The organism is Geosporobacter ferrireducens, assembly GCF_001750685.1.
Classification (GTDB): Bacteria; Bacillota; Clostridia; order Peptostreptococcales; family Thermotaleaceae; genus Geosporobacter; species Geosporobacter ferrireducens.
This window is the reverse complement of record NZ_CP017269.1, coordinates 4,713,459-4,738,396: the sequence shown is the minus strand read 5'-3', so window position 1 is coordinate 4,738,396 and position 24,938 is coordinate 4,713,459. Positions and strand designations below refer to the sequence as shown.

22 protein-coding genes are annotated in these 24,938 nt (G+C 41.8%); 7 read left to right on the top strand and 15 right to left on the bottom strand.

Going from position 1 to position 24,938, the window contains the following annotated elements; translation table 11 throughout:
- Nucleotides 1-206 precede the first annotated feature (206 nt).
- The 7 genes from Gferi_RS22120 to Gferi_RS22090 form a co-directional block, all read right to left on the bottom strand.
- Entirely contained in the window at nt 207-878 is a 672-nt protein-coding gene (locus Gferi_RS22120; protein WP_330389470.1) for an ABC transporter ATP-binding protein, read from the bottom strand.
- A 10-nt stretch (nt 879-888) separates the two neighbouring features.
- Nucleotides 889-2,337 carry an ABC transporter permease gene (locus Gferi_RS22115; RefSeq protein ID WP_069980310.1) on the bottom strand — a complete coding sequence of 483 codons (1,449 nt, stop codon included), beginning with the start codon at nt 2,335-2,337 and terminating at the stop codon, nt 889-891.
- Nucleotides 2,324-2,575, bottom strand: a complete 252-nt coding sequence (locus tag Gferi_RS22110) for a hypothetical protein (protein WP_069980309.1) — start codon at nt 2,573-2,575, stop codon at nt 2,324-2,326. Before Gferi_RS22110 ends, Gferi_RS22115 begins: the two co-directional genes overlap by 14 nt.
- Before the next feature lie 145 nt (nt 2,576-2,720).
- Nucleotides 2,721-4,013: a sensor histidine kinase gene (locus tag Gferi_RS22105; RefSeq protein ID WP_069980308.1), complete on the bottom strand. Its 1,293-nt coding sequence runs from the start codon at nt 4,011-4,013 to the stop codon at nt 2,721-2,723.
- 1 nt (nt 4,014) lies between these two features.
- On the bottom strand, nt 4,015-4,701 hold the full coding sequence (locus Gferi_RS22100) for a response regulator transcription factor (protein WP_069980307.1): 687 nt from the start codon (nt 4,699-4,701) through the stop codon (nt 4,015-4,017).
- Nucleotides 4,702-4,830: 129 nt separating this feature from the next.
- The gene (locus tag Gferi_RS22095) at nt 4,831-5,562 is read right to left on the bottom strand and encodes a sialidase family protein (protein WP_069980306.1); all 732 of its coding nucleotides are present in this window, start codon (nt 5,560-5,562) and stop codon (nt 4,831-4,833) included.
- Between the two features lie 268 nt (nt 5,563-5,830).
- Complete coding sequence (locus tag Gferi_RS22090; RefSeq protein WP_069980305.1) at nt 5,831-6,727, bottom strand: DMT family transporter; 897 nt, start codon at nt 6,725-6,727, stop codon at nt 5,831-5,833.
- Nucleotides 6,728-7,160: 433 nt separating this feature from the next.
- Here Gferi_RS22090 and Gferi_RS22085 point away from each other — a divergent pair, with 433 nt between their 5' ends.
- From Gferi_RS22085 to Gferi_RS22065, 5 genes are all read left to right on the top strand, one after another.
- Nucleotides 7,161-7,796, top strand: coding sequence for a FadR/GntR family transcriptional regulator (locus Gferi_RS22085; RefSeq protein ID WP_236932644.1), 636 nt, complete (start codon nt 7,161-7,163; stop codon nt 7,794-7,796).
- A gap of 212 nt (nt 7,797-8,008) precedes the next feature.
- Nucleotides 8,009-9,460, top strand: a complete 1,452-nt coding sequence (locus tag Gferi_RS22080; RefSeq protein WP_069980303.1) for an NAD(P)/FAD-dependent oxidoreductase — start codon at nt 8,009-8,011, stop codon at nt 9,458-9,460.
- Nucleotides 9,457-10,698 (top strand): NAD(P)/FAD-dependent oxidoreductase, encoded by a 1,242-nt coding sequence (locus tag Gferi_RS22075; protein ID WP_069980302.1) that lies wholly within the window; start codon nt 9,457-9,459, stop codon nt 10,696-10,698. Before Gferi_RS22080 ends, Gferi_RS22075 begins: the two co-directional genes overlap by 4 nt.
- A complete protein-coding gene (locus Gferi_RS22070; protein WP_069980301.1) occupies nt 10,692-11,054 on the top strand; it encodes a DUF1667 domain-containing protein in 363 nt (120 codons plus the stop codon). Before Gferi_RS22075 ends, Gferi_RS22070 begins: the two co-directional genes overlap by 7 nt.
- A 106-nt stretch (nt 11,055-11,160) precedes the next feature.
- A complete protein-coding gene (locus Gferi_RS22065) occupies nt 11,161-11,427 on the top strand; it encodes a hypothetical protein (RefSeq protein WP_069980300.1) in 267 nt (88 codons plus the stop codon).
- Between the two features lie 73 nt (nt 11,428-11,500).
- Here Gferi_RS22065 and Gferi_RS22060 read toward each other — a convergent pair whose 3' ends face one another.
- From Gferi_RS22060 to Gferi_RS22050, 3 genes are read right to left on the bottom strand one after another with little or no spacing between them, the layout of a single operon-like run.
- The gene (locus Gferi_RS22060; protein ID WP_069980299.1) at nt 11,501-11,965 is read right to left on the bottom strand and encodes a (2Fe-2S)-binding protein; all 465 of its coding nucleotides are present in this window, start codon (nt 11,963-11,965) and stop codon (nt 11,501-11,503) included.
- Nucleotides 11,958-12,800 carry an FAD binding domain-containing protein gene (locus Gferi_RS22055; RefSeq protein ID WP_069980298.1) on the bottom strand — a complete coding sequence of 281 codons (843 nt, stop codon included), beginning with the start codon at nt 12,798-12,800 and terminating at the stop codon, nt 11,958-11,960. Before Gferi_RS22055 ends, Gferi_RS22060 begins: the two co-directional genes overlap by 8 nt.
- Nucleotides 12,797-15,124, bottom strand: a complete 2,328-nt coding sequence (locus tag Gferi_RS22050; RefSeq protein WP_069981561.1) for a xanthine dehydrogenase family protein molybdopterin-binding subunit — start codon at nt 15,122-15,124, stop codon at nt 12,797-12,799. The genes Gferi_RS22055 and Gferi_RS22050 overlap by 4 nt, the downstream gene beginning before the upstream one ends.
- 409 nt (nt 15,125-15,533) lie before the next feature.
- Here Gferi_RS22050 and Gferi_RS22045 point away from each other — a divergent pair, with 409 nt between their 5' ends.
- Nucleotides 15,534-16,451 carry a YIEGIA family protein gene (locus tag Gferi_RS22045; protein ID WP_069980297.1) on the top strand — a complete coding sequence of 306 codons (918 nt, stop codon included), beginning with the start codon at nt 15,534-15,536 and terminating at the stop codon, nt 16,449-16,451.
- A 2-nt stretch (nt 16,452-16,453) separates the two neighbouring features.
- Nucleotides 16,454-16,654 (top strand): capping complex subunit for YIEGIA, encoded by a 201-nt coding sequence (locus Gferi_RS22040; RefSeq protein ID WP_069980296.1) that lies wholly within the window; start codon nt 16,454-16,456, stop codon nt 16,652-16,654.
- A 125-nt stretch (nt 16,655-16,779) separates the two neighbouring features.
- Here Gferi_RS22040 and Gferi_RS22035 read toward each other — a convergent pair whose 3' ends face one another.
- From Gferi_RS22035 to Gferi_RS22015, 5 genes are all read right to left on the bottom strand, one after another.
- Nucleotides 16,780-17,172 carry a YbaN family protein gene (locus Gferi_RS22035; protein WP_069980295.1) on the bottom strand — a complete coding sequence of 131 codons (393 nt, stop codon included), beginning with the start codon at nt 17,170-17,172 and terminating at the stop codon, nt 16,780-16,782.
- A 17-nt stretch (nt 17,173-17,189) separates the two neighbouring features.
- Nucleotides 17,190-18,956, bottom strand: coding sequence for a PAS domain-containing protein (locus Gferi_RS22030; RefSeq protein ID WP_156782464.1), 1,767 nt, complete (start codon nt 18,954-18,956; stop codon nt 17,190-17,192).
- Between the two features lie 283 nt (nt 18,957-19,239).
- On the bottom strand, nt 19,240-19,932 hold the full coding sequence (locus tag Gferi_RS22025; RefSeq protein WP_069980294.1) for a hypothetical protein: 693 nt from the start codon (nt 19,930-19,932) through the stop codon (nt 19,240-19,242).
- 157 nt (nt 19,933-20,089) lie between these two features.
- Nucleotides 20,090-24,505: a stalk domain-containing protein gene (locus tag Gferi_RS22020; protein ID WP_069980293.1), complete on the bottom strand. Its 4,416-nt coding sequence runs from the start codon at nt 24,503-24,505 to the stop codon at nt 20,090-20,092.
- A 188-nt stretch (nt 24,506-24,693) separates the two neighbouring features.
- A complete protein-coding gene (locus Gferi_RS22015) occupies nt 24,694-24,927 on the bottom strand; it encodes a DUF2442 domain-containing protein (RefSeq protein WP_069980292.1) in 234 nt (77 codons plus the stop codon).
- Nucleotides 24,928-24,938: the final 11 nt, after the last annotated feature.

The following is a 24,938-nucleotide window of genomic DNA, read 5'->3' as shown; positions in this document are numbered from 1 at the left end:
TATTTTTTAGCAGTGCATATGTACGTTTCTTTATATGACTATTCAAATAGTCATGTCGTAGATAATACTATCAGAATAGTCACCACTTGTCAATGACTATTCTGATAGTTAATGAAAATTAATCATTCCTTCCTGTATGGCATCCCTTTCATTTATAGTTGCCCTTGTCGCCATTTCTGTCAGTCATGGACACTACGATTAAGGTTTCACTGTTTCATCAAAATCAGGTTTCCATCATAGATTCCCCAGACCTCATCCGCAATGGATGTGACCTTCTTGGAGTGAGTGACGATAATGACGCATTTACCCTCATCTTGAGCAAGGGAGGTTAAAATCTTTAGAACATCAGCTTCCGTATCCCTGTCCAAATTCCCTGTCGGTTCGTCGGCAATGATAACATCCGGATCATGGGACAATGCACGGGCGATACCCACGCGCTGCTGTTCCCCGCCGGAAAGCTTCAATATTTTTCGATCTGCAGTCTCCCTGTCTATGCCCACCCGCTCTAAAAGTGCATAAGCACGGGCCTTTTTATCCTTTTCTTTGCTTCCGCTGATATTCATGGATAGAACTATATTTTCTACCGCAGTCGCGTTTGTAAGCAAATTAAAACTTTGAAAAATAACGCCTATGCTTTTCGCCCTGTAATCGTCACGATCGAGGTTTTTAAGGCTGGCGCCGTCATACAATATCTCTCCATTTGCACAGATGTCGAGTCCGGAGATCAGAGACAGCAAGGTAGATTTTCCCGCGCCGGATTTTCCGATAATGGTATACACTTTTCCCCTTTCAAACGCCGCACTTACGTCTTTCAAAACAGATTTTTTTGTTCCTTCATATCGATACGATACGTTATTTAATATTAAAACACTCATCATCAGTACCTCCTTAGTTTCTTTCCATCAGTATTTTGATAGGCTCATATTTGGTGATTTTACTGATCGACACAAGACCTGCAAGGGACGCAAGCAGCAGTGCAATACCTATAATTTGGAGCATGGTGTTAATACCGAGGGTAATATTTATATTTGCAAGGGGCTGTGCATCAGAATCAGCTGAAAATGCATTATTGCCGCCCATCCCCATCATCATGCCTCCAGAATAGGACGGCTGAGAAGGCGCTGCTTCTGCTGCCTCAATCTGATAGTCGAGCAATAAGTTGGTTACAGGCTGCGCAGCCAATGTACCAACTGCAATACCGATCACCAGACACAAGCATGTAATAATCAGAATTTCAGCCCATAACCCAAAGGCTACTTTATGCTTTTTCATGCCCATGGCACGCAGCACGCCGATTTCATATTTACGCTCCCGGATGGCAATGGAAGAAAGCAGGGCGATGATAACTCCGCCAAAGATGAGAACAATAATCATAAAGGTGACGGATATGCTTTTCAATCCTTCTACCGGGCCAATAATCTTGTTATAGCTGGCTTCATCGGTTTTGACGTCGAATATGGGGTCAAGTCCTTTTGCGTACACTTCTTCCGCAAAGGCGTCAAGGAATTCGGGAGCTTGCAAATAGTAGGTGGCCGATATCGTTATTCCGCTGTAATCCGGCACGAATGGGGCAACCACTGTGTCGTATCCTGTCAGTAGCTCGTTGCGGCGGTTGGTGTAGGCATTTTGCCGCCCGCCTTCCGCGTATTCGCCGGTCACGTCGTAGTAAATACCCACCACCGTCAGCTCATACTGAGTTTCCATCGTTTCAGCGTCCGCAAATGTGCTGCCCTTTTTTGTAATTTCGGATGTACCGGACAGGATGTCGCCTACCGAAATGCTGTTCTGTTCCGCAAGGTCACTGCTGATGATACACTCGTTCAGGCTCTCCGGCATACGCCCCTCGGCGAGGTCGCGGTAGCCCGTCTCGAAATCCTCAAACTTGTTGCCTTGCAAACTGAAATAGAAGCTGGTCGGTTCAGACACCTCCCCGCCCGTATACATGGTTCCCTGCAAGGCTTGGCCTCCGCGTTCGGCGTCAATTGCCGTCAAGTCCTCAAAATTTATAGCAGTGGAAGCCGTATAAACCGCGTCATAGAGGTACTCCGAATTTCCAAACTCCACATACTGCTCGGCGGGGATAACAGGGGGAGCAATCCTCATGCGGCCGCCATTGCTGTTTTTCATAGCTTCTTCCCGCAACCTGTCCATGTTGGCCGACAAAATAACCTCAGCCCCAAAACGGCTTTTATAATCATCTATAATGCCGCTTGCCGTGTTGCTAATCATGAGCGCTACTACAGAGGCTATGATGATCACAAAAATGATTGCTCCAATCAGAATATTACGGCCTCGGTTACGCAGGATATTCCGAAATGCGTTTTCAACGATATACATACATGTCCTCTCCTTTGTCTTTTGATTTTAAAGCTTCTGCATTCATAAAGTATAACAAAGCAAGCTTTAGCGAACCTTTAATGGGTTTTCTCCGGTATTTGGCAATAAATACAATATGAATCTGTGGCTCAAAAGTCCTCCTGAAAATATAGCCGGCAGACACAAGGCCTGCCCCTACGAAAATCGGGTATCTCGGACGGCCCCGTGTCGTCCCGGTAAAATCAAATTTCTTAGTCACACCTCCATATAGTACATGTAATATCATAGTATTTCAAAGGGATTGAAGTATTCATAGGATGAACCGAATAAAAGAAGCGATCGCAGTTAAGCTGCGATCGCTTCTTTTATTCTATATATAATCGACTAATCATGATACGGGTTCATTACAAGCCAAGCGTAAAACTAAAAGTCGTGTATTCATTTTCTACACTGGCAACATGTATCTCGCCGCCCAACCCATCTATAATTGTTTTCGCAATAGATAACCCTAGACCATAACCGCCGTTTTCATGTGTTCTAGAGGGGTCTGCTCTATAAAACCGGTCAAAAACCTTCGGCAAATCTTGTTTTGCAATTCCTTTTCCACTATTTTTTATAGAATATATAACTTGCCGCTTTGATTTTATTAAGGATATATCAATTTGTCCATTTTCATTTGAATATTTTATAGCATTATCGAATAAAATCGTGATAACCTGTTTAACTTTTTCCAAGTCGCTTTTAACAATGATGTCCGCCTCTATCGAATGGGAGAGCTGAATGCCTTTTTCAATCGCTACGGCTTCCATAGACGATAACACATCATGAACAGCATTGCTGATATTAAACGGCATTTTTTGCATCTCAAAGTTTACATCCTCTATCTTAGCCAAAGACAAAAGGTCGTTTATAAGCTTTGTCATTCTATCAGTTCCGATTTTTATATAGTCAAGCCATTTTAACTGACTTTTAATGGTTTCTTCCTGGTTTGCCAACAGTGCATCGTAATTGGCATTTATAATTGAAAGCGGTGTTTTCAGTTCATGGGAAGCATCGGCAATAAATTGCTTCTGTTTTTCCCATGTTTCGGCGATTGGTTTAATCGACCGGTTGGCAAAGTAAAGGCTGATGATAAAAATAACAAAAAGCATAATCAATCCTACAAAAAGTAATGTAATTAACAGTTCAAACAGTGTTCTATTGGATTCTGTAATATCTAAAAATGTAATCTGATACTTGTTGTCCATAAGGGAGTATTGTTGTCCATTCTTCAGAATAACGCGCCTGCCCATTTGAGTGATAAGATATTGCCATTGTTTGCCTTCTAAGGTTATTGTAGAATTATTTCTTTTACTGCTCCAAGCAGCCGCTACAGCTTTATAATATACTTCCTCAGGCATATCAATGAAAGAATAAATTTTTAAAATCCTGCCATTCGGGTCTACCTCTACATTAAAAGAAAGAAGATCCTCCAAAGAAAATCTTCGGACAATGGATACTCCTTTTTCCATATCATCAAGCAGATTGATTCCTGCTGTTCTTATTTGCGTTTCGGACCGTGCTTTCAATTTATTTTGAATTTCCGAATGTATGTTGCTGTAGGTAATGAAATAAATGACAGCAAACGCAGTAATCATCACCATTGAAGTAATTGACATATTAAGAATGAGAAATTTGTTGCGCAGCTTTGTAAACATTTTATTCCCCATCCTTTGCCGTTTTTAAAATATATCCCGCACCCCGTATCGTATGAATGGAAACGTCAGATGCCAAACTATTTAATTTTTTTCGTAAAAGGGATACATGTATTTCTACACGGTTATCTTCGGCATCGCTATCATAACCCCATAGTTTTTCAATAATGATCTCTTTTGAAATAATCATGCTGTTTCTTTTTATTAATAATTCCAATAATTGGGATTCTTTCAAAGTCAGTTTTATCTCCTTGTTTCCGCAGCGAAGCATAAGTGCCAGCGGGTTCAACGCGATATCACCGTATTTAAGAATGCCGTCATTAATCAATTCCGTTTTTCTGCGCCCTAATGCACGCAAACGGGCTAACAGTTCGTCAGTGTGAAATGGTTTTGCCAGATAATCATCAGCGCCGCTGTCAAGACCCCGCACCTTGTCTTCTGTTTCACCTCTTGCCGTTAACAGAATAACAGGTGTTTCAATGCCGTTTCTGCGCAGTTCCCTCAATATGTCTATCCCATTCATCTTAGGAAGCATGATGTCGAGAATTATAATATCATAAATACCGGAAAGTCCGAAATCCAGTCCCTCTTCTCCATTATCCACCAAATCAACGCTATAGTTATTTTTCTTTAGGACCTGAACGATGGCCTCAGCCATATACTTTTCATCTTCAACCATCAAAACTCTCATCTGCATGCCCCCTCATCCTTTTTGCTATACCATAAAAGTATCCCCAAAAAAGAAGCTTTTAACAGCTCCTTTATTGTGGATACCTTTTTCTTAATGGACTTCACAACCATTACAACTTTGGAAGAATATTTATTTTTTCTTTATGTTCATACCCCCTGGGACATTCTCGTTCCAGCCGTCGGGAGCATCCTCGCTCCACGTTTCTCCTCCGTCTGTGGAATAGAGCTTGATTCCATTCTCTACCTTCACCATATAACCTGCACCACCGTCAGGTCCCATACCTCTCATTCTCATTACGTTTCCTTCTTTGCCATTGAATTCCGGCATACCCTCCGGAACATCCTCACTCCATGTTTCTCCTCCGTCTGCGGAGTAAAGCTTGGTTCCATTCTCTACCTTCACCATATAACCTGCACCACCGTCAGGTCCCATACCTCTCATTCTCATTACGTTTCCTTCTTTGCCATTGAATTCCGACATACCCTCCGGAACATCCTCACTCCATGTTTCTCCTCCGTCTGTGGAGTAGAGCTTGGTTCCATTTTCTATCTTCACCATATAACCTGCACCGTCTTTGGTCTTAACCATATAACCTGCCCCATTGGTTTCCATGCCTCTCATGACAGTTCCTTCTCTGCCATTGAACACCGGCATATCCGCGGGTACATTCTCACTCCATGTCTGACCGCCATCTGTAGAATAGGCTCTAACACCATTTTCAATTTTACTTAGGATGGAAGTTTCGGGATTTGCTGCAAAAGCTGTTCCGGCACCGATTGTAGCCACAAGGGCTCCGCAAAGAAGTGCAGCACCCGCTTTCTTTTTTGTAGTGTTCATCGTTGATAAAATTTTGTTCTTCATGTTCACAATACCTCCAAATTTTTTTTGTAAGCAGCTGTCTTACATTTACTATCATAAACACTCTACCTTTAGTGAACCTTTAATAAAAAATAAAATAAAAAAATTTTTGAGGCAAACAGGGCAGTAATTCATATATTTATTATTGTAAAGTCTAGAAAATCCAGCCTTTAGAAAAATCTTGACTGGATTAAAATAATATTTTATATGGGTATTGTCTTCTTCAAAACAAACAGATCAATATTTTATCGTATACCTTATCATTGTCTCTTTATTTTTCCTGCTCTTCTACAAGCTGCTCACTTTGCTCTCTTAGGATAAATAAAGCAAATATAACGATCAGTATTCCACTTATTTTAAATATCGTAATAGGTTCGCTGAATACGGTTATACCGATCACCGTTGCAACAATGGGTTCCAATGTAGCAATAATCGAAGCCTTGCTTGTTTCAAGATAGGATAAGCCTTTTGTATATAATAAAAAAGGCAATACGGTAGCAAATAAGCCCAATGAGATGGCATAATACAGGGCAGCTGTATTTGAAAATAAGCTAATCATGCCCCTTATGTTACTTATCGCAATGAGTCCAATACTTGCAAATACAAAAGTATATAAAGTAACCGTTATGGAATCATATTTTTTCAACGCATATCTTCCGAAAATGCTGTAAAGTGCATATCCTAGCCCCGCACCCAATCCTGCTAAAATACCGGTTAATGAAATATTTTGGCCTGCATTTCCGGCAAAAGCTGTGACAAGAATACACCCAATAAAAGTTAAAAATAAAGAAACCAGTTTTCTCTTTGTCATCTTTTCCTTGAATAATATTGCCGAAAAAATCATTACCATCGTAGGAGCCGTATATAAAAGAATCGCAGCAACAGACAAGGAAGTTTTATTTATGGCAATAAAATAACACCAATTAAAAAACACAAAACTGAATATTCCAGTGCCGACAAAGTATAGAGAATCACGAAAGTCAATTTTAAAAAGTTCTTTATTTTTAAACAATAAAAATATACTTATAGCAATTGAAGCAATAATAGCTCTGATGGATACAATTTGAAGGGTATCAAATCCAAAGGCACTTAACTTTTTTGCAAAAATTCCAATGGTTCCCCATAATACTGCTGCCATAATAACGAAAAGATATGCTGTTTTTTTCATTCATCGTTCCTCTCTGTCCCATAATTTAATTAAGTTTGTCATAACAGCTGTTGCCATCCACCCTATAACACAAATAGTTATCATAAATACAGAAAAACAGAAACCTATCATTATCCCACTAAACAACAGGCTAAAATTTTCCTTTTCCCTTTCATGTCTAGGTATATTCCCCACCTCTCAACATCATTTTATTTCATAGTTTCTATCCTGTCAATTGCAGCAGACAAAGCCCGTTCCGGCTTGCCGATTGAAAAAAAAAGTGTTATATTATACAATTGAATTAAAAATTCCCCTTGTTGCAGCAAAGCTGCTGACAGCTGGTACATAGATCTTTTATCAAAATCCGGATATGACGATAGAAATGAATAACTGAAAGGAGTCAATGTTACAGATGGAAAACAGAACACTTGGTGATAGAGCGGCAGACGAATTAATGCGCCTAATTCGAGAGCGTGGATATCGTGCAGGAGAAAAGCTGCCAAATGAATATGAACTTTCGGCGCAGCTCGGCGTAAGCCGGAATACCGTACGTGAGGCCCTGCGTGCACTTGCTTCACGAAACATTCTATATATCCGTCAAGGCGCGGGTACCTTTATTTCAGAGAAAAAAGGGGTTGCAGACGACCCACTTGGATTTTCTCTTATGGAGGATCGCCAGAAGCTGGCGGAGGATCTGCTGCAGATTCGATACATCGTTGAACCGCAGATTGCGGCACTGGCGGCACAAAATGCAACACCGGAGGATATTGCGATCTTGGGCGATCTATGCGATGAAGTGGAAGCACTCATTCATAAACGCCAGGATTTTACACAAAAAGATGTGGACTTTCATACTCAGCTTGCCGCCTGCAGTAAAAATATGGTAATGTCTAACCTGATTCCCGTCATCTGCGAAGGTATCACCGTATTTGCCGCTATGGTAGTGGAGCAGGAATTTGACCAAACGGTAAAGTCCCATCGGGAAATTTTCGAATCCGTGCGTGACGGGCGCGCAGCAGACGCACAACAGGCTATGCTGTTTCATTTGCTTTACAACCGCAATCGGTTTATTGAAGGAAAAGACCTTTGACTGTAAAACAGATAACCCATATACCCTAAATTCAACAAGGGATATGGGTTTTATTTTAGAAAATTCGTAGGATGATTATCTGCATTTCATTTCATATTTTTTCTGTTTTTAAGGGAAAATATCTAATTTATAGCATAAAACTATTGTTGCATTTGAAGTTTGGTGTTATAATCTTGATATAATCATTGGATGATTTCAAGGAGGAAAAGCATATGAAACAAGTATACGACGTGCTGATTGTCGGTGCGGGCGTGGTTGGTAGCGCGGTTGCCCGTGAGATGGCAAGATATGAGCTGAAAATCGGCGTTTTAGAAAAAAACCGCGATGTCTGTTTCGAAACAAGCGGTAGAAACTCCGCTGTAATCCATGGCGGTTTTGCCTACGATATTGGTACCCGCAAAGCAGAATGTTGTGTAGAAGGATGTTTAGAGTTTGATCAGGTTGCCAAAGAACTGGATATTCCTTTCAAACGCACCGGTAAGGTTCTGGTAGGAAATACTCCGGAAGATTATGAAAGCCTTCTAAAGACAATTGAAATTGGTAAAATTAATGGCAGCGTGGGTCTTGAAATAATAGATGAAGAACGGCTGCATGCGTTAGTACCCGCCGCAGTTGGCAAATTTGCTATGTTTTCTCCCCTCAGCGGTATCGTAGACCCATTCCATTATACGATTGCACTGGCAGAAAACGCCAAGATGAATGGAGTTGATTTCCATTTTGACCATGAGGTAATCGGTATCCACCGTGATGGGAAAGGTATCTACACGGTTAAAACCGTACAGGGTAATTTTAATACCCGCTGGATCGTCAATTGTGCCGGACTGGGCAGTGTCAAAATCTCAGAAATGTTAGGCATCCACGGTTACCGTTTCGCCGGCACCAAAGGAGATTATCTCATTTTGGACAAAAGGGTGGGTCCTTTACTTCCTATGCCCGTCTATCCTGTTCCTAGCACTACCTATATGGGCATCCATGTAACACCCACTGTCGATGGCAATGTAACTGTTGGTCCGAATGCCGATTATGTAGAAGACTTTACCAATTACGGCGTACCACAGAAGAATATGGATTACCTTGCAGAGGACGCCTCAAATCTATGGCCTCATATTCATAAGTCCGATTATATCCGTAACTACTCCGGTATCCAGCCAAAATGGCTGGATGGTGAAGGTGCTGTAAAAGATTTTGTCATTGAAGCGCGGGAAGAAGCTCCAAACACCGTCAACCTTATCGGTATTGAATCGCCGGGACTGACCTCTGCACTTCCGATTGCACGTCGTGCGGTCAAACTGTTGGTAGAACGCGAAATGCCTAGCCTCAATAAAACCTTTAACCCGAATCGCAAAGGTATCGTCCGCTTTTCTGAACAGAGCGATGAGGAAAAAGCCCGCTTAATTGCAGAAAACTCTGATTACGGCGAAATTATCTGCCGCTGCGAAACCGTTACCAAAGCCGAAATCCTGCAGGCGATACACAACCCGCTAGGAGTTGACACCATGGTTGGAATCAAATACCGTACCCGGTCAATGATGGGGCGCTGCCAGGGCGGCTACTGCCAGATGCGCATTGCCCAAATGATCCAGGAAGAGCTTGATAAGGATGTCACGAATGTGCTTTATGCGCGCAACGGCTCCAATATGTTTACAGGGAAGGTGAGAGAATGAATATCGTAAATAAAGATGTAATCATTATTGGCGGCGGACCTGCGGGACTTGCCGCAGCTGTGTCGCTTCATAAAAAAGGCATTCGGGATATTCTCATTATTGAACGGGAAAAAACTTTGGGCGGCATCCTGCGCCAGTGTATCCACGACGGTTTTGGACTTACACGCTTCAAAGAGACACTGAGCGGTCCGGAATATGCACAACGGTTTATCGACGAGGCAGAAGAACTAAACATTGAATATGTTACGGATACTACCGTTTTGTCGGTCACAAAAGACAAAAAGATCACAGCAGCTTCTAAAAAAGGTCTGATGACTTGGCAAGCCAAGGCAGTCATTTTGACGATGGGCTGCCGCGAACGTACCCGTGGTGCATTAGCAATTCCTGGCGAACGTCCCACCGGTGTATTCACTGCAGGCGTGGCGCAGTCCTATATAAACCTTCAAAACACTATGGTAGGCAAGAACGTCATTATCCTTGGTTCCGGCGACATCGGGCTGATTATGGCACGCCGCATGACCTTGGAGGGAGCAAAGGTAAAAGCCGTATTTGAAATTCTCCCCTATCCAAGCGGTCTGCCACGTAATATCGAGCAATGTCTAAAGGACTATGACATTCCACTCTACCTCAGCCACACTGTTACAAATATCCACGGCGGCTCCAGGCTGACAGGTGTTACTGTATCTGCAGTAGATGAGCATCTCAAGCCTATACCCGGCACTGAAAAAGAGTATGCCTGTGACACCCTGATTCTTTCAGTAGGACTTATCCCCGAAAACGAGCTCTCACTTTCGGCTGGAGTCAAGTTAGACGGGCGTACAAAAGGTGCCATTGTTGATGAAAATTACCAGACATGTGTTGACGGCGTATTTGCTGCCGGAAATGTACTGCATGTGCACGATCTTGTAGATTTTGTTTCCCTTGAAGCAGAGCGTCTTGCGGAAGCAGTTACCGAATATGTGCAGGATCATAGCCTGTCACCGTGCGGCATCAAAATTTCTACCAGCCCGGAAATCGGCTACACAATTCCACAGCAGGTAAGCGGTACAAAAGATTTTAATCTTTCCATGCGCGTAAGAAAGCCTTTCCGAGACTGCCAAATTGAGGTGGTACAAGAAGGTTCAATAATAAAATCCGTTGCCTTTAAAAAAGTAATTCCGGCAGAGATGATTAATATACCAATCAGCCATAAACTGCTGCAATCCGATAAGGACTTGGAGGTGCGCGTAAAATGCTAAAGGAATATACTTGTATCATTTGTCCGACAGGATGTGAGATTACAGCGGAAATTAGAGACGGAAAAATTCTTTCCATAGAAGGCGCTGCCTGCAAACGGGGACGTGAATATGTAAACCAGGAACTGACCAATCCTCACCGCAATATTGCCTCCTCGATCCTATTGGAAGGCGGCGAATTGCCTTTGGTAAGTGTGCGGCTTTCCAAGCCTATTCCTAAAGAAAGAATTTTCGATGTAATGGAAGTTATCAAAAAAACACGTTTAACCGCACCGGTTTCCGTGGGACAAGTAGTGGTTACAAACGTACTTGGCCTGGACAGCGATGTGATCGTAACAAAGAACGTTGCTGCAAGATAAATGCCTTATTTTCTGCTGCTATGCCCCTGTGATCCGTATAACTATAAAATTTTAATGGCATGATATAGAGACAGGATGAATCACAACTGAAGGAGGCATATAAACCATGCAGCAAAACCAACAAGCCCAACAGGCAGCCCAGCAGGCACAGCAGTCTATCCAGCAAGCATTGCAGGCAATTCAACAAGCAACACAGGTAGCAAATCCTCAAGCTGTTCAACAGGCGCAACAACATTTACAGCAGGCTGTACAACAGCTAACGCAAGCTCAAACCAGCGCTCAGCCAGCTCAAAAACAACAATTTCAACTGGTTCACCAACAACTGCAGCAAGCCATGCAGCAGCTACAACAAGCGCAGCAACTGGAGAACTAATAATAAGGCACCTGCGGGATTGATTCTCCAATAGGTGCCTTATTCACAATTTCATTATTCAATTATAAGGTGCTTAAACGGTGGCGTCATTAGATAGCACTGATTTTACGGCCTCTTCAATTTCTTGATATCCTGTACAACGGCAAATATTTGATTCTAAACAGTCCTTTATCTGCGTATCATCGGCATTTGGATATTTTTTAGTTAAGGAGCTGCCATTCATAATAAAACCAGGGGTACAATAGCCACATTGGAAGGCAGACTTTTTAATGAATTCCGTTTGAAGCGGTAGGTTTTCAAGCCCTTCCACTGTAGTAATTTTCTTGCCCACAGCCTCTACAGCGAGCATCAAACATGATTTCATTGATTCACCATCTACATCAATGGTACAAGCGCCACAATCCCCATTTAAACAACCGGGTTTAGCCCCTGTTAATCCCAACTCCTCACGAAGAACATATAATAAGGTATCTGCATGACGTACATAGGCTGATCGCTCTTCACCATTTACATTTAAGGTAATTTCTGATTTATACATTTTCGACTCCCTCCATCGTATCTAGAACATCTAGCAATGTATTCTTCAACACAAACCTTCGATAATCTGCAGAACCCTGAACATCATCTATAACAGGTGCAGGAATATGCTGCATTGCCTCTTCAATTCTTTCTTCTCTGGACAATTGTTGATTATTTAAGCTTTCTTCCATTTTTTCATTGCGAAAGGGGTACGCGCATAAACCACTAAAGGCAAACCGGATCTGTTCATTTTTTTTCAGGGCTGCAGTTGTAATCAGTGGATAGCCAACATCCCAGTTTCTTCGCTTTTTGATACAAAGAAAGGGCAATTGAACCGCCTTATCTTCTGTAATGACTTGAACAAGCAGTTCTCCCCTTTGCAGTTTTAGGATCTGATCAAACAGCTCATTTATCGATAGCTGTCTTATACCGGAAGGACCCGTAACGATGATTTGACTATCTGTTAATAGAAGCGGCAAGATCGTTTCCCTGTATATAATATTTGCGCAAATATTCCCGCCTAATGTTATTTTATTCCGTGCTGTATGGTCCGCAATTTCGACTATTGCTTTGCTTAAAAATGGAAAATATTGTGTTTCCCGAATCTTCGTTAATGCTTGTGCCGCCCCTAAAGTAAGCTTATTGACTTCTTTTTTTAGCACAAGACATTCAGGGATCCCTTTAATATCAATGACAGCACCTGTTTTAATTCTATTTACTCTTCCTAAAGTAATAACTTCTGTGCCACCTGAAAAATAGACTGGTTCCTTCCCCTGTTGATCCAATGATTGAAACAATGATACAGCTTCCTCAACAGAGGATGGTTTATAATACTCAAAATCATATGTAATCAACTTTGACCCGCACCTTTCTTTTCTCTCCAAATTAATTCAGGTGTAAGAGGGAGTTTCTTTAACTCTATTCCAGCTGCGGTTGACAAGCTATTTGCCAATGCCGCAGGCATACCTAGCAACCCATGCTCTCCAACGCCGCGGGCCCCATACGGACCGTCGATATGAGGTGTTTCAACAAAGTGAACAATATATTCCGGATGATCACCATACCGGAAAGAAATATAGGAACGCAGGCGAGGATTAAGCACTTTTCCCTCCGCACTAAATATAAAGGTTTCACTGCTTCCGAAATTTAACCCCATGTCCATGGCCCCCATCACCTGGCCTTGCGCTAATTTCATATTTAGTACTTTCCCCACATCAATAACTGAGTAGGCCTTAAGTACTTTATAGGTATAATCCCTTGTATCGAACTCTATTTCTACGCCTTGGACACCCACTGTATACTCCGGGCCAGGCCTGCCTACACCCGTCTCATGATCAATATGTGTTAAGTGCCTTAACGAATATTGACCTCTCCCAATTACCTGTCCGCCAATTGAATAGCCACTTGGGTATTTGTATCCAAAACAAATATCTTTAACTTTTATAAAAATATCCGGTTCATCACGCACATACACCATTTCATTTCCTACCTCCAGGTCATCAGGCGAACACATTAATATCCGGGAAGCAATATCCTTTAATTGCATCATTGCGTCATCCACCGCTTTCAATAATGCCCTGCCAGCCATCAGTGTACCTCTACTGGCTACAGTTTTCCAATGCTCGGGTGTTGTTTGCGTATTGACTTCCATCTTAACATGTATTTTATTGATATCCATTTTTAGTTTTTCTGCCAGCAACTGGGTGAGTATGGTCTTCGTGCCCATACCAATTTCAACAACACCAGACTCAATGTTTACGCTTCCATCTCTGTTAAAAAATAATATAATCCCTGAGCCAGCCTGGCTATCGATTGTTGAAGTCTTCCAAATACAGCTAATTCCCTTTGCGCGAACTTTCCGGTCACTTATCCGAATGACTTGTCCTTCATTCCAGTTCATTAGTTGTTTCAGATTTTCAATGCAATCAGGTAAATTTCCCACTGTACTTTTATTAAGGAGAATTTGAGTAGGCGTTGTATGTCCAGGTAAAACTGCATTTTTCATCCGAAGCGCAAGGGGATCCATTTCTAATTTCTTCGCCAGCATATCCATTGCTCTTTCAAAAACGAATAAAAGTTCCGAATGACCAAAGCCTCTGTAAGCCGTTACATATGGATGATTTGTATAGACACACAGGGAATCGCACGAAATATTCTCAATGTGGTAAGGTCCGGTACAAGTGACTGCAGCTGCCCGGCTTATCGTCGTCCCCTTGTCGGAATACGCCCCCGAATCAAACATATATAAAACTTCTGCTGCAGTTAACTTCCCGTCTTTTGTTGATCCCAGCTTAATACACGCATCCAGGCCTATATGTACTGGAGATGTAATCATATCTTCTTCTCTGGTATTTAACAGCTTTACCGGTCTTCCTCCAACAGCAAGTGTTGCCATATATGCGATCAATTCTAATTGAACGGCTACTTTTCCGCCGTATCCGCCTCCAACCAGGGGCGTATTGACTATGATCTTTCCTTCTTCAAGGTTAAAGTAATTATTCATTAATTTTTTGATGATATATGGAGACTGCGTAGCAGATGTAAACACAACACAGCCGTCTGGACGGATTTCTGCTATGACACATCTTGTTTCCATGGCAATATGGTCAGATTGGGAAAAGGAAAAATCGGCCTCTATCGTTACCTCACTCTGCTTCCAGCCTTCTTCCATATTTCCCTTTCGGATTTTCGTACGATCAGCAATATTCGTATTGGCCTCCGGGTAAACATGCTCTATTCTTTCATATGCAGCTAAATTTTCATGGACTAAAGCAGCGCCCGCAAGGAGGGCATCTTTTGGAGAATTCACGACGGGCAGCGGTTCGTATGTAATTTCTATCAACTCAGCAGCCCGTTTCGCCTGAAGAGCGGTATCTGCCACTACAGCAGCTACCGGTTCCCCGTGATAACGTACTTTATCATAGGCAATTGGCGGCCGGTCCTTAATCTCCTCCCCTGTTAACGGAAGCGGCTGACCAAGAATAATCCCCCGGACCCCAGGCATTTCCAGTGCTTTTGTGGTATCAATTGCTTTTATTCTTGCATGTGCATAAGAACTTACAACCAACTTTATATGTAACATGTCTTTACTTGAATAATCATCTGTATATTTAGCTGCGCCTGTTACCTTTTCCAATCCGTCTTTCCGGTAAATACTTTTTCCAATACTCCAACTCATGAAATTTGAACCACCTTTAGAAAAATATTGAAATTTATATCCGCCTATACCCATCTATTATTCGCCTGGGCAACTGCTTTTATTCCCTATAAAGTTAGCGTGTTAACACGGAATCCCAAAGAATAACTCTTTGTATAAAAAATTTATGTTTAACGAATTATATTAGTGTGTGCTCAAAAATCAGGAAATAAAGCGTTTTCAAAACTATATAAGTTGCAATAAAGCTATTACAACTCTGTGTGAGATAGCGGAGTCATGGGGACGGTTCGTCTGGCACAGATGTTTTTTATGTGCCTGAGGAACTGTCCCCGTGGCGTAGCGGATGTAACCTATTTATTGCAACTTATATAGTCTTCCCAGATTTTTGAATAGGCACTGCTTTCAAAATGGTCTATAAGGGGTTTTTAAAATGCCAAACAATAACAATGGTATTTCACCTGAAATGTTAATTCTTATTATTACAGCCACCTTTATTGGAACATTCAGCCGAATTCTATCCATTAAACTGGATTACAGACAATATCCCAATTACCCAAACGGCTATTTAATTCACGCTGTAACGGGAGGGCTTGCCGCTGCATTAGGCGCTTTTATCATTCCGTCTTTAATGGCAAAGGAATTTACAGCCGTTACCTTCCTGGCTTTAGGAATACAACATTTCCGGGATGTGCGTAAAATAGAAAGAGAGAGTCTTTTAGATCTCGAAGGACAAGAGTATACAAGGCGCGGAGAAGCTTATATTGACGGAATTGCAAAAATATTTGAAGCACGCAACTACATCGCATTACTGGTTTCCTTTGCTACAGCCCTTACGATTCAGCTGCTTCAAAAACTGATGAATGTTCCTGCATGGGTTGAAGTTGTATGTGGTTCCATAGTGGGACTTACCTTATTTTATATGCTTAAGAGACACACAGAACGGCAAAAAGTACAAGATATTGCTGCGATAACTGAAGGTAAGATTGAAATTAAGGGTTCCGACCTATATGTGGATGATATGCTGGTTTCCAATTTGATGGGCAGAGAGGAAGCAAAAGAATGGTTTCTCAAGGATGGACTTGCTGCGGTGATTCATCCGAATCATGAGCATTACCAAATCCCTCTTCTAAATAGCGGACAGCGGCAGGCCATTTTATTTGAAGTAACACGGAGAATGGGCCAGAGGAAGATCTATAGTGTTCAAAATCCAAGCAACGGGAAAATTATCATAGCATTCGTCCCTATTATTAAAAACTTTAATTTATTAAAAGAAACCATTTCATTAACGCCTTTGCTAGAAACGGTGAAAAAAAATCCTGAATTATTAAATATAAAAAAAGGTGGTTAATAATGAAAAAAAACGAAGGTCAAAGCAATAGTATCCTGGCATATATTACAACGGATAAAAATCGCTATTTAGGTGGTGCACCCTTGACATTACTGGCAAAAGACAAGGAAGAATTAGTTGCAATATCTGATGCCATTGCAGAAGCTTTTTTAGCAGATATTCTCCAGCTTATAAATGGAGATCACTTAATTGTTAAAAAATAGCAAATCCGCTTTTAGGATATTAAGTCTGCCAATCGAAGTCTAATATGAGAATTGAAAGCATCAATGAAGTAAAAGAAAAAGCCCAAGGAATATTTCATGCCTTAAGCTTTTCATTCAAAATCAGTCTACTGCTGATTGATATCCGCTATGTTCTTGCTTTCCGGCGTGCTTCTGGTCCAGATGTATATGGAAACAATACTTGCAATGGTCAGAAGCATCAGCCTCAAAAAGATTTTATCGATAACAAATAAAACAGAAAAGCCTATGGTTATCCAAATCAAAAAGATTGCCCTTTTTTTGGCTTTTATCGGAATACCTTTACCATCAACATAGTCCTTTACATAGGGACCCAAGTATTTATTAGAAAGCACAAAATCATACAGTTTTCTGCTGCTTCTCATATAGCAGGCAAGGGAGATCAATAAAAAGGGGGTGGTTGGAAGTACCGGCAGAACAACGCCGATCATTCCTAATCCTAAGCTAATGCTTCCTATAACCATCAATAAGATTTTCATCATCCTAAACTCCAATCTTTTTACTTTTTAGAGTCGATTTCCTTCACGATTCTATCAATAAGGCCTTGCACCTCAAATCCGCCTCTTTCACTGATCATTTCCATGGTCGCTATGGAAGACATTGTTTTAAAGAGAACTGGGTTTTTCAATTTGCTAAATTTAGGGGACAAATTGAATAAGAATTCTTTTATAAAGGGATATTCTTTAACCAAATCTCCAATAACCGTTTCCTTAGAGATTCCATATTCATTTTTAATTTCCCTGTGGTTTTCCTCTTCTTTTCTAGCATCTTGTTTTTTGTCATTCCAAGACAGAAGTCTCTGGCTTCCTTCCAGGCTCCTGATTCTGGTTACATCTTGCATCATCTCCAGTACGCCTCTAAAATTGCCATCTTCGTCTCTTACTGCGTTATAAATGATATAGATAAATCTCCCACCAATTTCCAGCCAAAATTCCGCCTCATCCTGTTCTCCGGCCCGAAAGGCCCTGATAATTTCTTCAACTGTATCTACACTTTCCCTTGGATGGCAGTTTTGAACCTTTCTCCCAATCACCCCTGCACTTCTCGGGAACACTCTGTGCTTCGTATCACTATAGAATTTCACAATTTCATTTTCATCTACAAAGGATAAATCTACCTGTAGATGTTTGAAGATAAGATTAATCTGTTCAAGGGTTAACTTTCCCTGGCTCACGTCTAAGACTTCATGATTTGACGCTGTAGGAAGCATACCATGTTTTTGCAGCAGGTTTTCCAGATCTTTCAGAAGCTCATTTTTTGAGGAAATATCTATATTTTCTCCTGCTCTGTTTCCATAGGGCAGCGGTGGTTCAATCAGGCAATAACCAATCTCATCGTCCCCTTTTCTCATCTCAACAAAATCTTCATCGGAAAGTAAATCCATTGAAGTGGGATAGAGAATCTCCTCTTCTTTTACCATCATATCCTCCACCATTTCAATTACTTCATCTTGAAGGCTCAAAAATGCATCATCTTGATCCGCTTCCAGATATCCCTTCGCTTTTTTAATGATGTCTCTAATATGGTTCTCTAGTGTCCACATCACTTTTGACGGTTTGTCAAAGCCTTTGATTTCCAGTGCCGGGAACAATTGATTCTGCTTTCTGGAAAAATGAATATTGATTTCTCCTAATTGATCATACAGTTCAGCCCATTGATTCTTGATAAACTTCTTCTGCAGCAGGTCTCTCATTTGGTTGAGTATCTTCCTGATGGCCTCAACTTCGTCTAAGTAAGTCCTAATGGGGTGTCCTGAGGGGAGATTTAATTTGTTGCTCACCAGGATTCCATCGAAGATTTCCAGTATCTCATCCATTCTTTCCGCTAACACATCGTCCGTAATCCCATACTGCTGAAGATATTGTTCACATATGGCAAATTCTTGAGCCGTTACCTTTTCAAAGGATGCTTTCATTTCCATTTTTGCTGCTTCTAAAGAGATATTCCCTCTTAGATAATTCAATTTGATATTCATGATTTTTTCTATTTTGTTATCATCGAGGTTTAGATATTCTCCCATCTTAATTTTTTCAAACCCCGTCTTTGGTGTAAAGTAAACATGAAATTCTTCATCGCTTATTTTTTCTATATATCTGTCAAAACCCTTATCTTCCATCATTTTATACATGGGAAATGGCTCAAAGTCCTTGATGACATGTATTCCTTCATTTACTTTCAAATCCTGAACTGCTTTGGTAACACAATCTCTAAAGGACTCATGCTCCCCACGCCCGTCAATAGTAATGTACTTGATTTCTTTTTTCATATCCCGCTCATCCCTTCTTTCTAATTTTTTAAACAAGCTATAAGATATAGCTTGTTTAAAGCAGTAACTTTATTTCATTTAATATCATTGTCCAATTGATAATTCTTATCATATATAAAATATACCATTTTTTATAAACCTACTCTGTGACCCTAGTCACATACTAATAAAAATTTTTGGATAACCTTATCCATGAGATGGCAAAGCCTCTAAAAAATTATAAATATAAAAATATCAAAGCTGCAAAATAATATTTCATACCGCATCCGTATATATTCTTTCATCAACGTCTCAGTTGTTCATTGTTCTGCAAGTCTTCCTTACATTTGAGGGATTGTATAAGTATAACGACATTTCTGTCGCCTTCCTTACTTAAATCAACCGTCTTGCTCAGACCCTTTACTGTTACTTCAAAATCATCCATGAACTCATTGATACCGGTATCAATACCCTTTATCCTGTTTTGAGCGTTAAATATGGTTGCTATGTTCTTTTCAACTTCCTTCGCTACGCAGTTGATTGCCATAACTATTTCAGTGTTTGTCTTTGATAAATTGTCGCACTGATTGTTTACGGTATCCATGCCCATCAGTGAATCCTCCAGAAGGTTCTTTGTATGGATATTGCCGACCACTTTGAGCTGGCCACAAACAGGTTTCTGCCCGCCTGACTTCTTCATATCTATTTCATAGGTTAAATTTTTATTGTACAGAGCATCCGCATAATTGGAAATTTCATTGATGGGTTTGATAAACCGGGAATAATTTCTAACGATCACTACAACCGTTATAACAACCCCTGCGGTAAGGAACGAAAATACCAGCTTTATCGTCATAAGGGTGTCGGAAATACCTATGAACCTGCCTGAAAAGAATCCAAACAGGACAGCCATCCCCAGTACCATTATTAATGACTGTGCAATATATCCCGGCATCGAAACAAGACTCTTTTGATACACATTCTTGTTTTCCAACAATAATCACATCCCCCTTGGTTTATTCTCTGTTTTACAATATTTACAGCCTATTTTTATGCATTTTTCATACATAAAAACTCTGCCATGATATAAACATAGCAGAGTTTTTATGTTTTTCATATTATCTCATAAGATACTTTTTGACAAAAAATCAGATTTATTTTACTATTTCCACTGTTTTTGTCGATGGAAACCAATTGACATGGGCACCCAGCATTTCCGATACGTATCGCAGAGGTACCAGGGTACGGCCATTTATTATGATGGCCGGTACCTCTAATCCCGCTTCCGGTTTGGCCTCTCCTATGACCAGGCTTATTTCATTCCCCTCCAGGGTGATTTTAACGGTCTGGGTCTCCCCTTGCCAATCCACCTTTGCACCCATGCTTTCGGCAATGAATCTTACCGGCACCAGGGTACGTCCGCTTATAAGGGCAGGCGGTACATCTATGGACACCGCTTTTTCATTAACGGTGGCAGTGCTGCTGCCGATGGTGAGCTGGATATTCAGCAATTGTTTTGTTTCCTTCGCCTGCATCACAGTATACAGGCTGAATTTGTCTGTATAGAAGGTGAAGGTCCTGATGGCCGGGTCGTATTTCCCCCCCAGGCTCACCGGCACGAGGTTGCCGTATTTGTCTTTTTCCAGCCGCGTACCTGTTAGTTGGCTGATTTGCTCCGGACTCAGATGGCCCAGGTGGGACAGGTCTATGGTGACAGCTACAGGCTGACCGAATTTTTCTATTCTCGTTGTATCTTCTCCATTCTTGATCAGTGCGGTGAGATCGAATATCTGTCCGCCTATTTCAAACAGTCCGGTCCTCTGTCCCTCAGCTGTTCTTGCCAATATGCCTTCCTTTTCTTCTTCGCTTACTTCCCTGACTCCCAATTCTACTACAGTTTTGCCGGAGGTGCCGGTCAGCTGTTCACCATTTAGGAAACCATGGACAAATTCCAGCTGCACGCCTGTATTTTCTACAAAAAAGGATTGTTTGTGTTCTGCCAATCTATTAATGACGGCAGCGGATATTTCGGTGAAGTTATTGACGCTGCCCGCCATGGAAATCATTGCTTTGCCTTTGTCTATCAAAGCTTTATCCATTGACTTATCTCCAGCAGTTTCCATCACATCGGTGATAATGGATGTTTTCGGGGCAGAAACACTTCCACGGCCCCCTCCATCTCCGCCGTTAGACTGAGTTCGGGTGGTAAAGCTAAATTCATAGGTCGAGGCCAGCCTGCTGCTGTCCGTGCCCTCTATGGCTCCGTCAGGAATGATTACGGTGTAAACAGTGCTGTAGGCCAGACTAGCCTGTAGTATCAGAGTGCTGCCGCTGATGCTTTTATTTACGGAGACCTCACTCCCTTGTCCATAGGTGATACTTATATTTTCGTACTGCGGTCCAGCCTGAATGTTTTTATTGAAAACAACCGTAACGGTTTTGCCTATGGCTATGCCGGTGGCATTTCCCACCGGGTCGGTGGCAGAGATCGCCAAGGGCACCTCAGCCACGGTGATGCTATATGGGGTCAGGTACGCCTCTGTTACACCGTTCACCTCTACCTTGACCTGGTAGTCCCCAGAGGATACACTCCCGCCTATGTTAATGCTGAATGATACTGCATTACCATTGGTAGTACCGCTATTGCTTATAGCCGGATTCAGCTCTCTGCCTTGGCTGTCCACGAGGGAAGCCGTCACGGGAGTATCATCCGCCACATCACGGGTAACCACGTTCACCTGTACAGTCTGCGCTTTTCCGGCCACGTGGGTGGCGGGACTCAGTGTCACGCTATTGATGGCAGGCTGGAGTACGGTCACGATATCCACCGTAAAGATCGCTGTCTTGCCTTCATACGTCACGATTATTTCCTGGCCTGCTACTGCCCTGCTGCTGTCAAACCCGCTTATGTCATCCATGATGATGTTGAGCACTGCACTGGAACCATCGCTGTACGTACCGGTTACAACCAAACCTGTTAGGTCAAAGGCTTCCCCTACATAATAAATTGTCTTGTCCGGAGGAGCCGTTACGTCTATGCTTTCCAGTGTCACAGCTGCGGCATTTACAGTTAATGTGCCTGTACCAATACTGTCAATATATCCGGTATCCCCTGCAAATTGGGCGGTTATAGGATAGCTGCCTTCACTTTCTGTGATTGTATAACTGATTGCAGCTATTCCACCAGCATCTGTGATTGCAGCGCCTATATCGGTTCCGCCTACACTAAATGTAATGCTTTTACCTGTTAATGCTTGATCATTACAATCCGTTAGAAGTGCGGTTATAGGAATTGTCTGGCCATTATCCCCGGTTGCATCGTCAACCGTCAACCCTGTCGGGGTTTTGTTAATGGTGATTTCAGTTGAAAATTGCTGATCATCAACCGTTGCCGTGATATTAGCTATATCTGGATTGCTTGCAGTGAAATCAGATGTTGCCTGGCCATTAACCATGATGCCTGACAATGGGTCAATGTTGCCGGGAGCCTCTGAATTAGTGATATTAAATGTTATGGGTATTCCATCCGGAACATGCCCGTTTGCCGGAGCATGATAGCTACCATTCTGGTCATGCAATAAGTCTGCTGTTACTGTTGATGTCTCGTTAATATCAATAGTGGTTGGATCTGCTTTCACTGTTAAAAGCAACCATGTGGTTGGAGTCACCACAGTGCCTGATATTTTTCCAGTCGCTCCGCCGTTATCTCCCCACCAGTTATTGTTAATATTCACGGTTCCTCCTTGACGGCGTATTTGATTATTATTAGGTGTATTCCCAATAATTCTGTTGAAATAAATTTCTGCATTGCCGGAATTAATATATACGGCTCCACCATTAGTATTTGCGCTGTTCGTAATGAAGTTACTGCTTGTAACCGTTAATCTATTGGAACTGCCGGTACTGTAAATCGCTCCGCCATTACGGTTCGTACCGGTATTAGCAGTTCGGTTACTGGTAAAGCTACAGCTTCTTACCGTTAATCTACTGGAATTACCGGTACTGTAAACCGCTCCGCCGCTAGCTGTTGCACTGTTACCCGTGAAGGTGCTGTCATCCACAGTCGAATCAGCAGCATTGTAAATCGCTCCGCCGCTAGTTGTTGCGCTGTTATTGGTGAAGGTGCCGCCATCAACAATCAAAGTATCATCATTATAAATGCCTCCACCATTACGTGTCGCGCGGTTGTCGGTGAAGTCAGAATTATTTACGGTTATCGGGCCTCCATAATTATAAATAGCTCCACCATCACGATTAGCGCTGTTACTGGCAAAGTTGCAGTTGTCTATAATTAAATCTACATCTCCATAATTCCAAATAGCACCACCACCATAACCTGCATTCGTTGCTCTATTATTGGTAAAAGTACTGTTGTTAATAGTATCCGGATCACCAAAACCTCCGTTGTAAATGGCTCCGCCGCCCACCGTTGCAGCAGTATTACCTGTAAAAATACTGTCATGGACAGTTAAATTATAATCGTTGTAAATGGCTCCACCACCATAACCGGCAGTATTATTTTCGAAAGTACTGCTATGCACAGTCAAAGTACTATAATATGCATTTTTGATAGCACCAGCATATTCTGCACTGTTGCCTACGAAGCTGCAGTTATTTACCAAAGCACTATTTCCACTATAGATAGCGCCGCCCTCCACTTCTGCAGCATTGCCTGTGAAAGTACTGTCCTGGACAGTTAAAATACTCTCATGTGAATTTTCGTAGATAGCACCACCATATTCTGCATCATTATTTGTGAAACTACTGCCATGGACAGTCAAAATACCAAAGTCATTTTGGATAGCACCACCCAAAAATCCAGAACTGTTACCTGTAAAAGTACTGCCATCGACCGTTAAAGTACCTTCATCATTATAAATAGCTCCACCCCAATTTTCAGCGGTATTGCCTGCAAAAGCACTGTCATAGACAGTTAAAGTACCTCCATTAAGAATAGCCCCACCAGCATAAGAATCATCATCATAATAATAAATTTTCTGTCCCTGTCCGTTCATAAATGTCAGATTCCCTATAATAACGTTTCTGCCATATTCAATAGTGAATATTCTGCTTGATTGTTGAGCATCAATAATCGTACCTTCTTGGCTTTTTCCAACGATAGTAAGGTTTTTATCAATCGTTATATCTCTGTTATTTGTTCCGGTATAAGGCCCATCTCCATCTGCAATATATACTGTCCTGCCACTTTGAACACCGGCAACACCGTCTTTAATCGTGGTGTAGGCTCCTGACTGATGCCCGTCAATAACAGTCCCATCAGGGAAGGTGATAACTTCATCCATGTCGTCTGTCCATCCATTATAAACATATACATCCCCCTCTGAGACGGTGAACATGGATTCCAGTAAGCTAAATACCGTTGGCTGTGGATCATTTAGATCCTCTTCTCCATATACCGTCTCCGTTACAGTCGTCCCCCCCTCCTGTCGCCCATCACCGGTATCGCCCTCCGCCTCTGCGGTTATAGGCATTCCAGTCATCAGCACACCTGCCAGCATACAGACCACCATGAGCCATACCGTTATTTTATTAAAGCCTCTTTTCCTCATTTTCTAACCTCCTGTTTTAATTGTCCTGAAACATTTTAAATTCCTGCTAAAAGCTTTCTCATGGGTATTCATAAATAGTCCGGAATACTCCGCTGTGCTTCAGAATGACATGGGCTGACGCTTATCATCTTCATTTTATTCCCTTTAGCGCGAAATTCGCATTGACGATTTTGCTGTTTGTAAAAAAATCATCTCTCAATCATGTTGATAATCTCGTCAATGGTTATCTGGCACAGGTTATCCCACACAAGGGTTTTTTCATGTTCCACCTTGACCTCCTTAAACCTGTTTAAATCCGCAAGTCCGCAGAAACGGGCGGCCTGCAGCCTGGGCCTCATATCATAAATAATCTTATGCCGGTTATCAAGCTCTATCAGCAAAGTGTAGTCGTCATTTGGTTTAACGCTTACAATGTTGGACACCCTTAATCTCC

Coding starts and splice junctions, on each gene's coding strand:
- Gferi_RS22120 (WP_330389470.1), bottom strand. CDS start 878: ATGATGAGTGTTTTAATATTAAATAACGTATCGTATCGATATGAAGGA.
- Gferi_RS22095 (WP_069980306.1), bottom strand. CDS start 5,562: ATGAAGAACAAAATTTTATCAACGATGAACACTACAAAAAAGAAAGCG.
- Gferi_RS22115 (WP_069980310.1), bottom strand. CDS start 2,337: ATGTATATCGTTGAAAACGCATTTCGGAATATCCTGCGTAACCGAGGC.
- Gferi_RS22080 (WP_069980303.1), top strand. CDS start 8,009: ATGAAACAAGTATACGACGTGCTGATTGTCGGTGCGGGCGTGGTTGGT.
- Gferi_RS22020 (WP_069980293.1), bottom strand. CDS start 24,505: ATGAGGAAAAGAGGCTTTAATAAAATAACGGTATGGCTCATGGTGGTC.
- Gferi_RS22100 (WP_069980307.1), bottom strand. CDS start 4,701: ATGAGAGTTTTGATGGTTGAAGATGAAAAGTATATGGCTGAGGCCATC.
- Gferi_RS22065 (WP_069980300.1), top strand. CDS start 11,161: ATGCAGCAAAACCAACAAGCCCAACAGGCAGCCCAGCAGGCACAGCAG.
- Gferi_RS22105 (WP_069980308.1), bottom strand. CDS start 4,013: ATGTTTACAAAGCTGCGCAACAAATTTCTCATTCTTAATATGTCAATT.
- Gferi_RS22040 (WP_069980296.1), top strand. CDS start 16,454: ATGAAAAAAAACGAAGGTCAAAGCAATAGTATCCTGGCATATATTACA.
- Gferi_RS22045 (WP_069980297.1), top strand. CDS start 15,534: ATGCCAAACAATAACAATGGTATTTCACCTGAAATGTTAATTCTTATT.
- Gferi_RS22070 (WP_069980301.1), top strand. CDS start 10,692: ATGCTAAAGGAATATACTTGTATCATTTGTCCGACAGGATGTGAGATT.
- Gferi_RS22030 (WP_156782464.1), bottom strand. CDS start 18,956: ATGAAAAAAGAAATCAAGTACATTACTATTGACGGGCGTGGGGAGCAT.
- Gferi_RS22090 (WP_069980305.1), bottom strand. CDS start 6,727: ATGAAAAAAACAGCATATCTTTTCGTTATTATGGCAGCAGTATTATGG.
- Gferi_RS22050 (WP_069981561.1), bottom strand. CDS start 15,124: ATGAGTTGGAGTATTGGAAAAAGTATTTACCGGAAAGACGGATTGGAA.
- Gferi_RS22035 (WP_069980295.1), bottom strand. CDS start 17,172: ATGATGAAAATCTTATTGATGGTTATAGGAAGCATTAGCTTAGGATTA.
- Gferi_RS22085 (WP_236932644.1), top strand. CDS start 7,161: ATGCGCCTAATTCGAGAGCGTGGATATCGTGCAGGAGAAAAGCTGCCA.
- Gferi_RS22075 (WP_069980302.1), top strand. CDS start 9,457: ATGAATATCGTAAATAAAGATGTAATCATTATTGGCGGCGGACCTGCG.
- Gferi_RS22060 (WP_069980299.1), bottom strand. CDS start 11,965: ATGTATAAATCAGAAATTACCTTAAATGTAAATGGTGAAGAGCGATCA.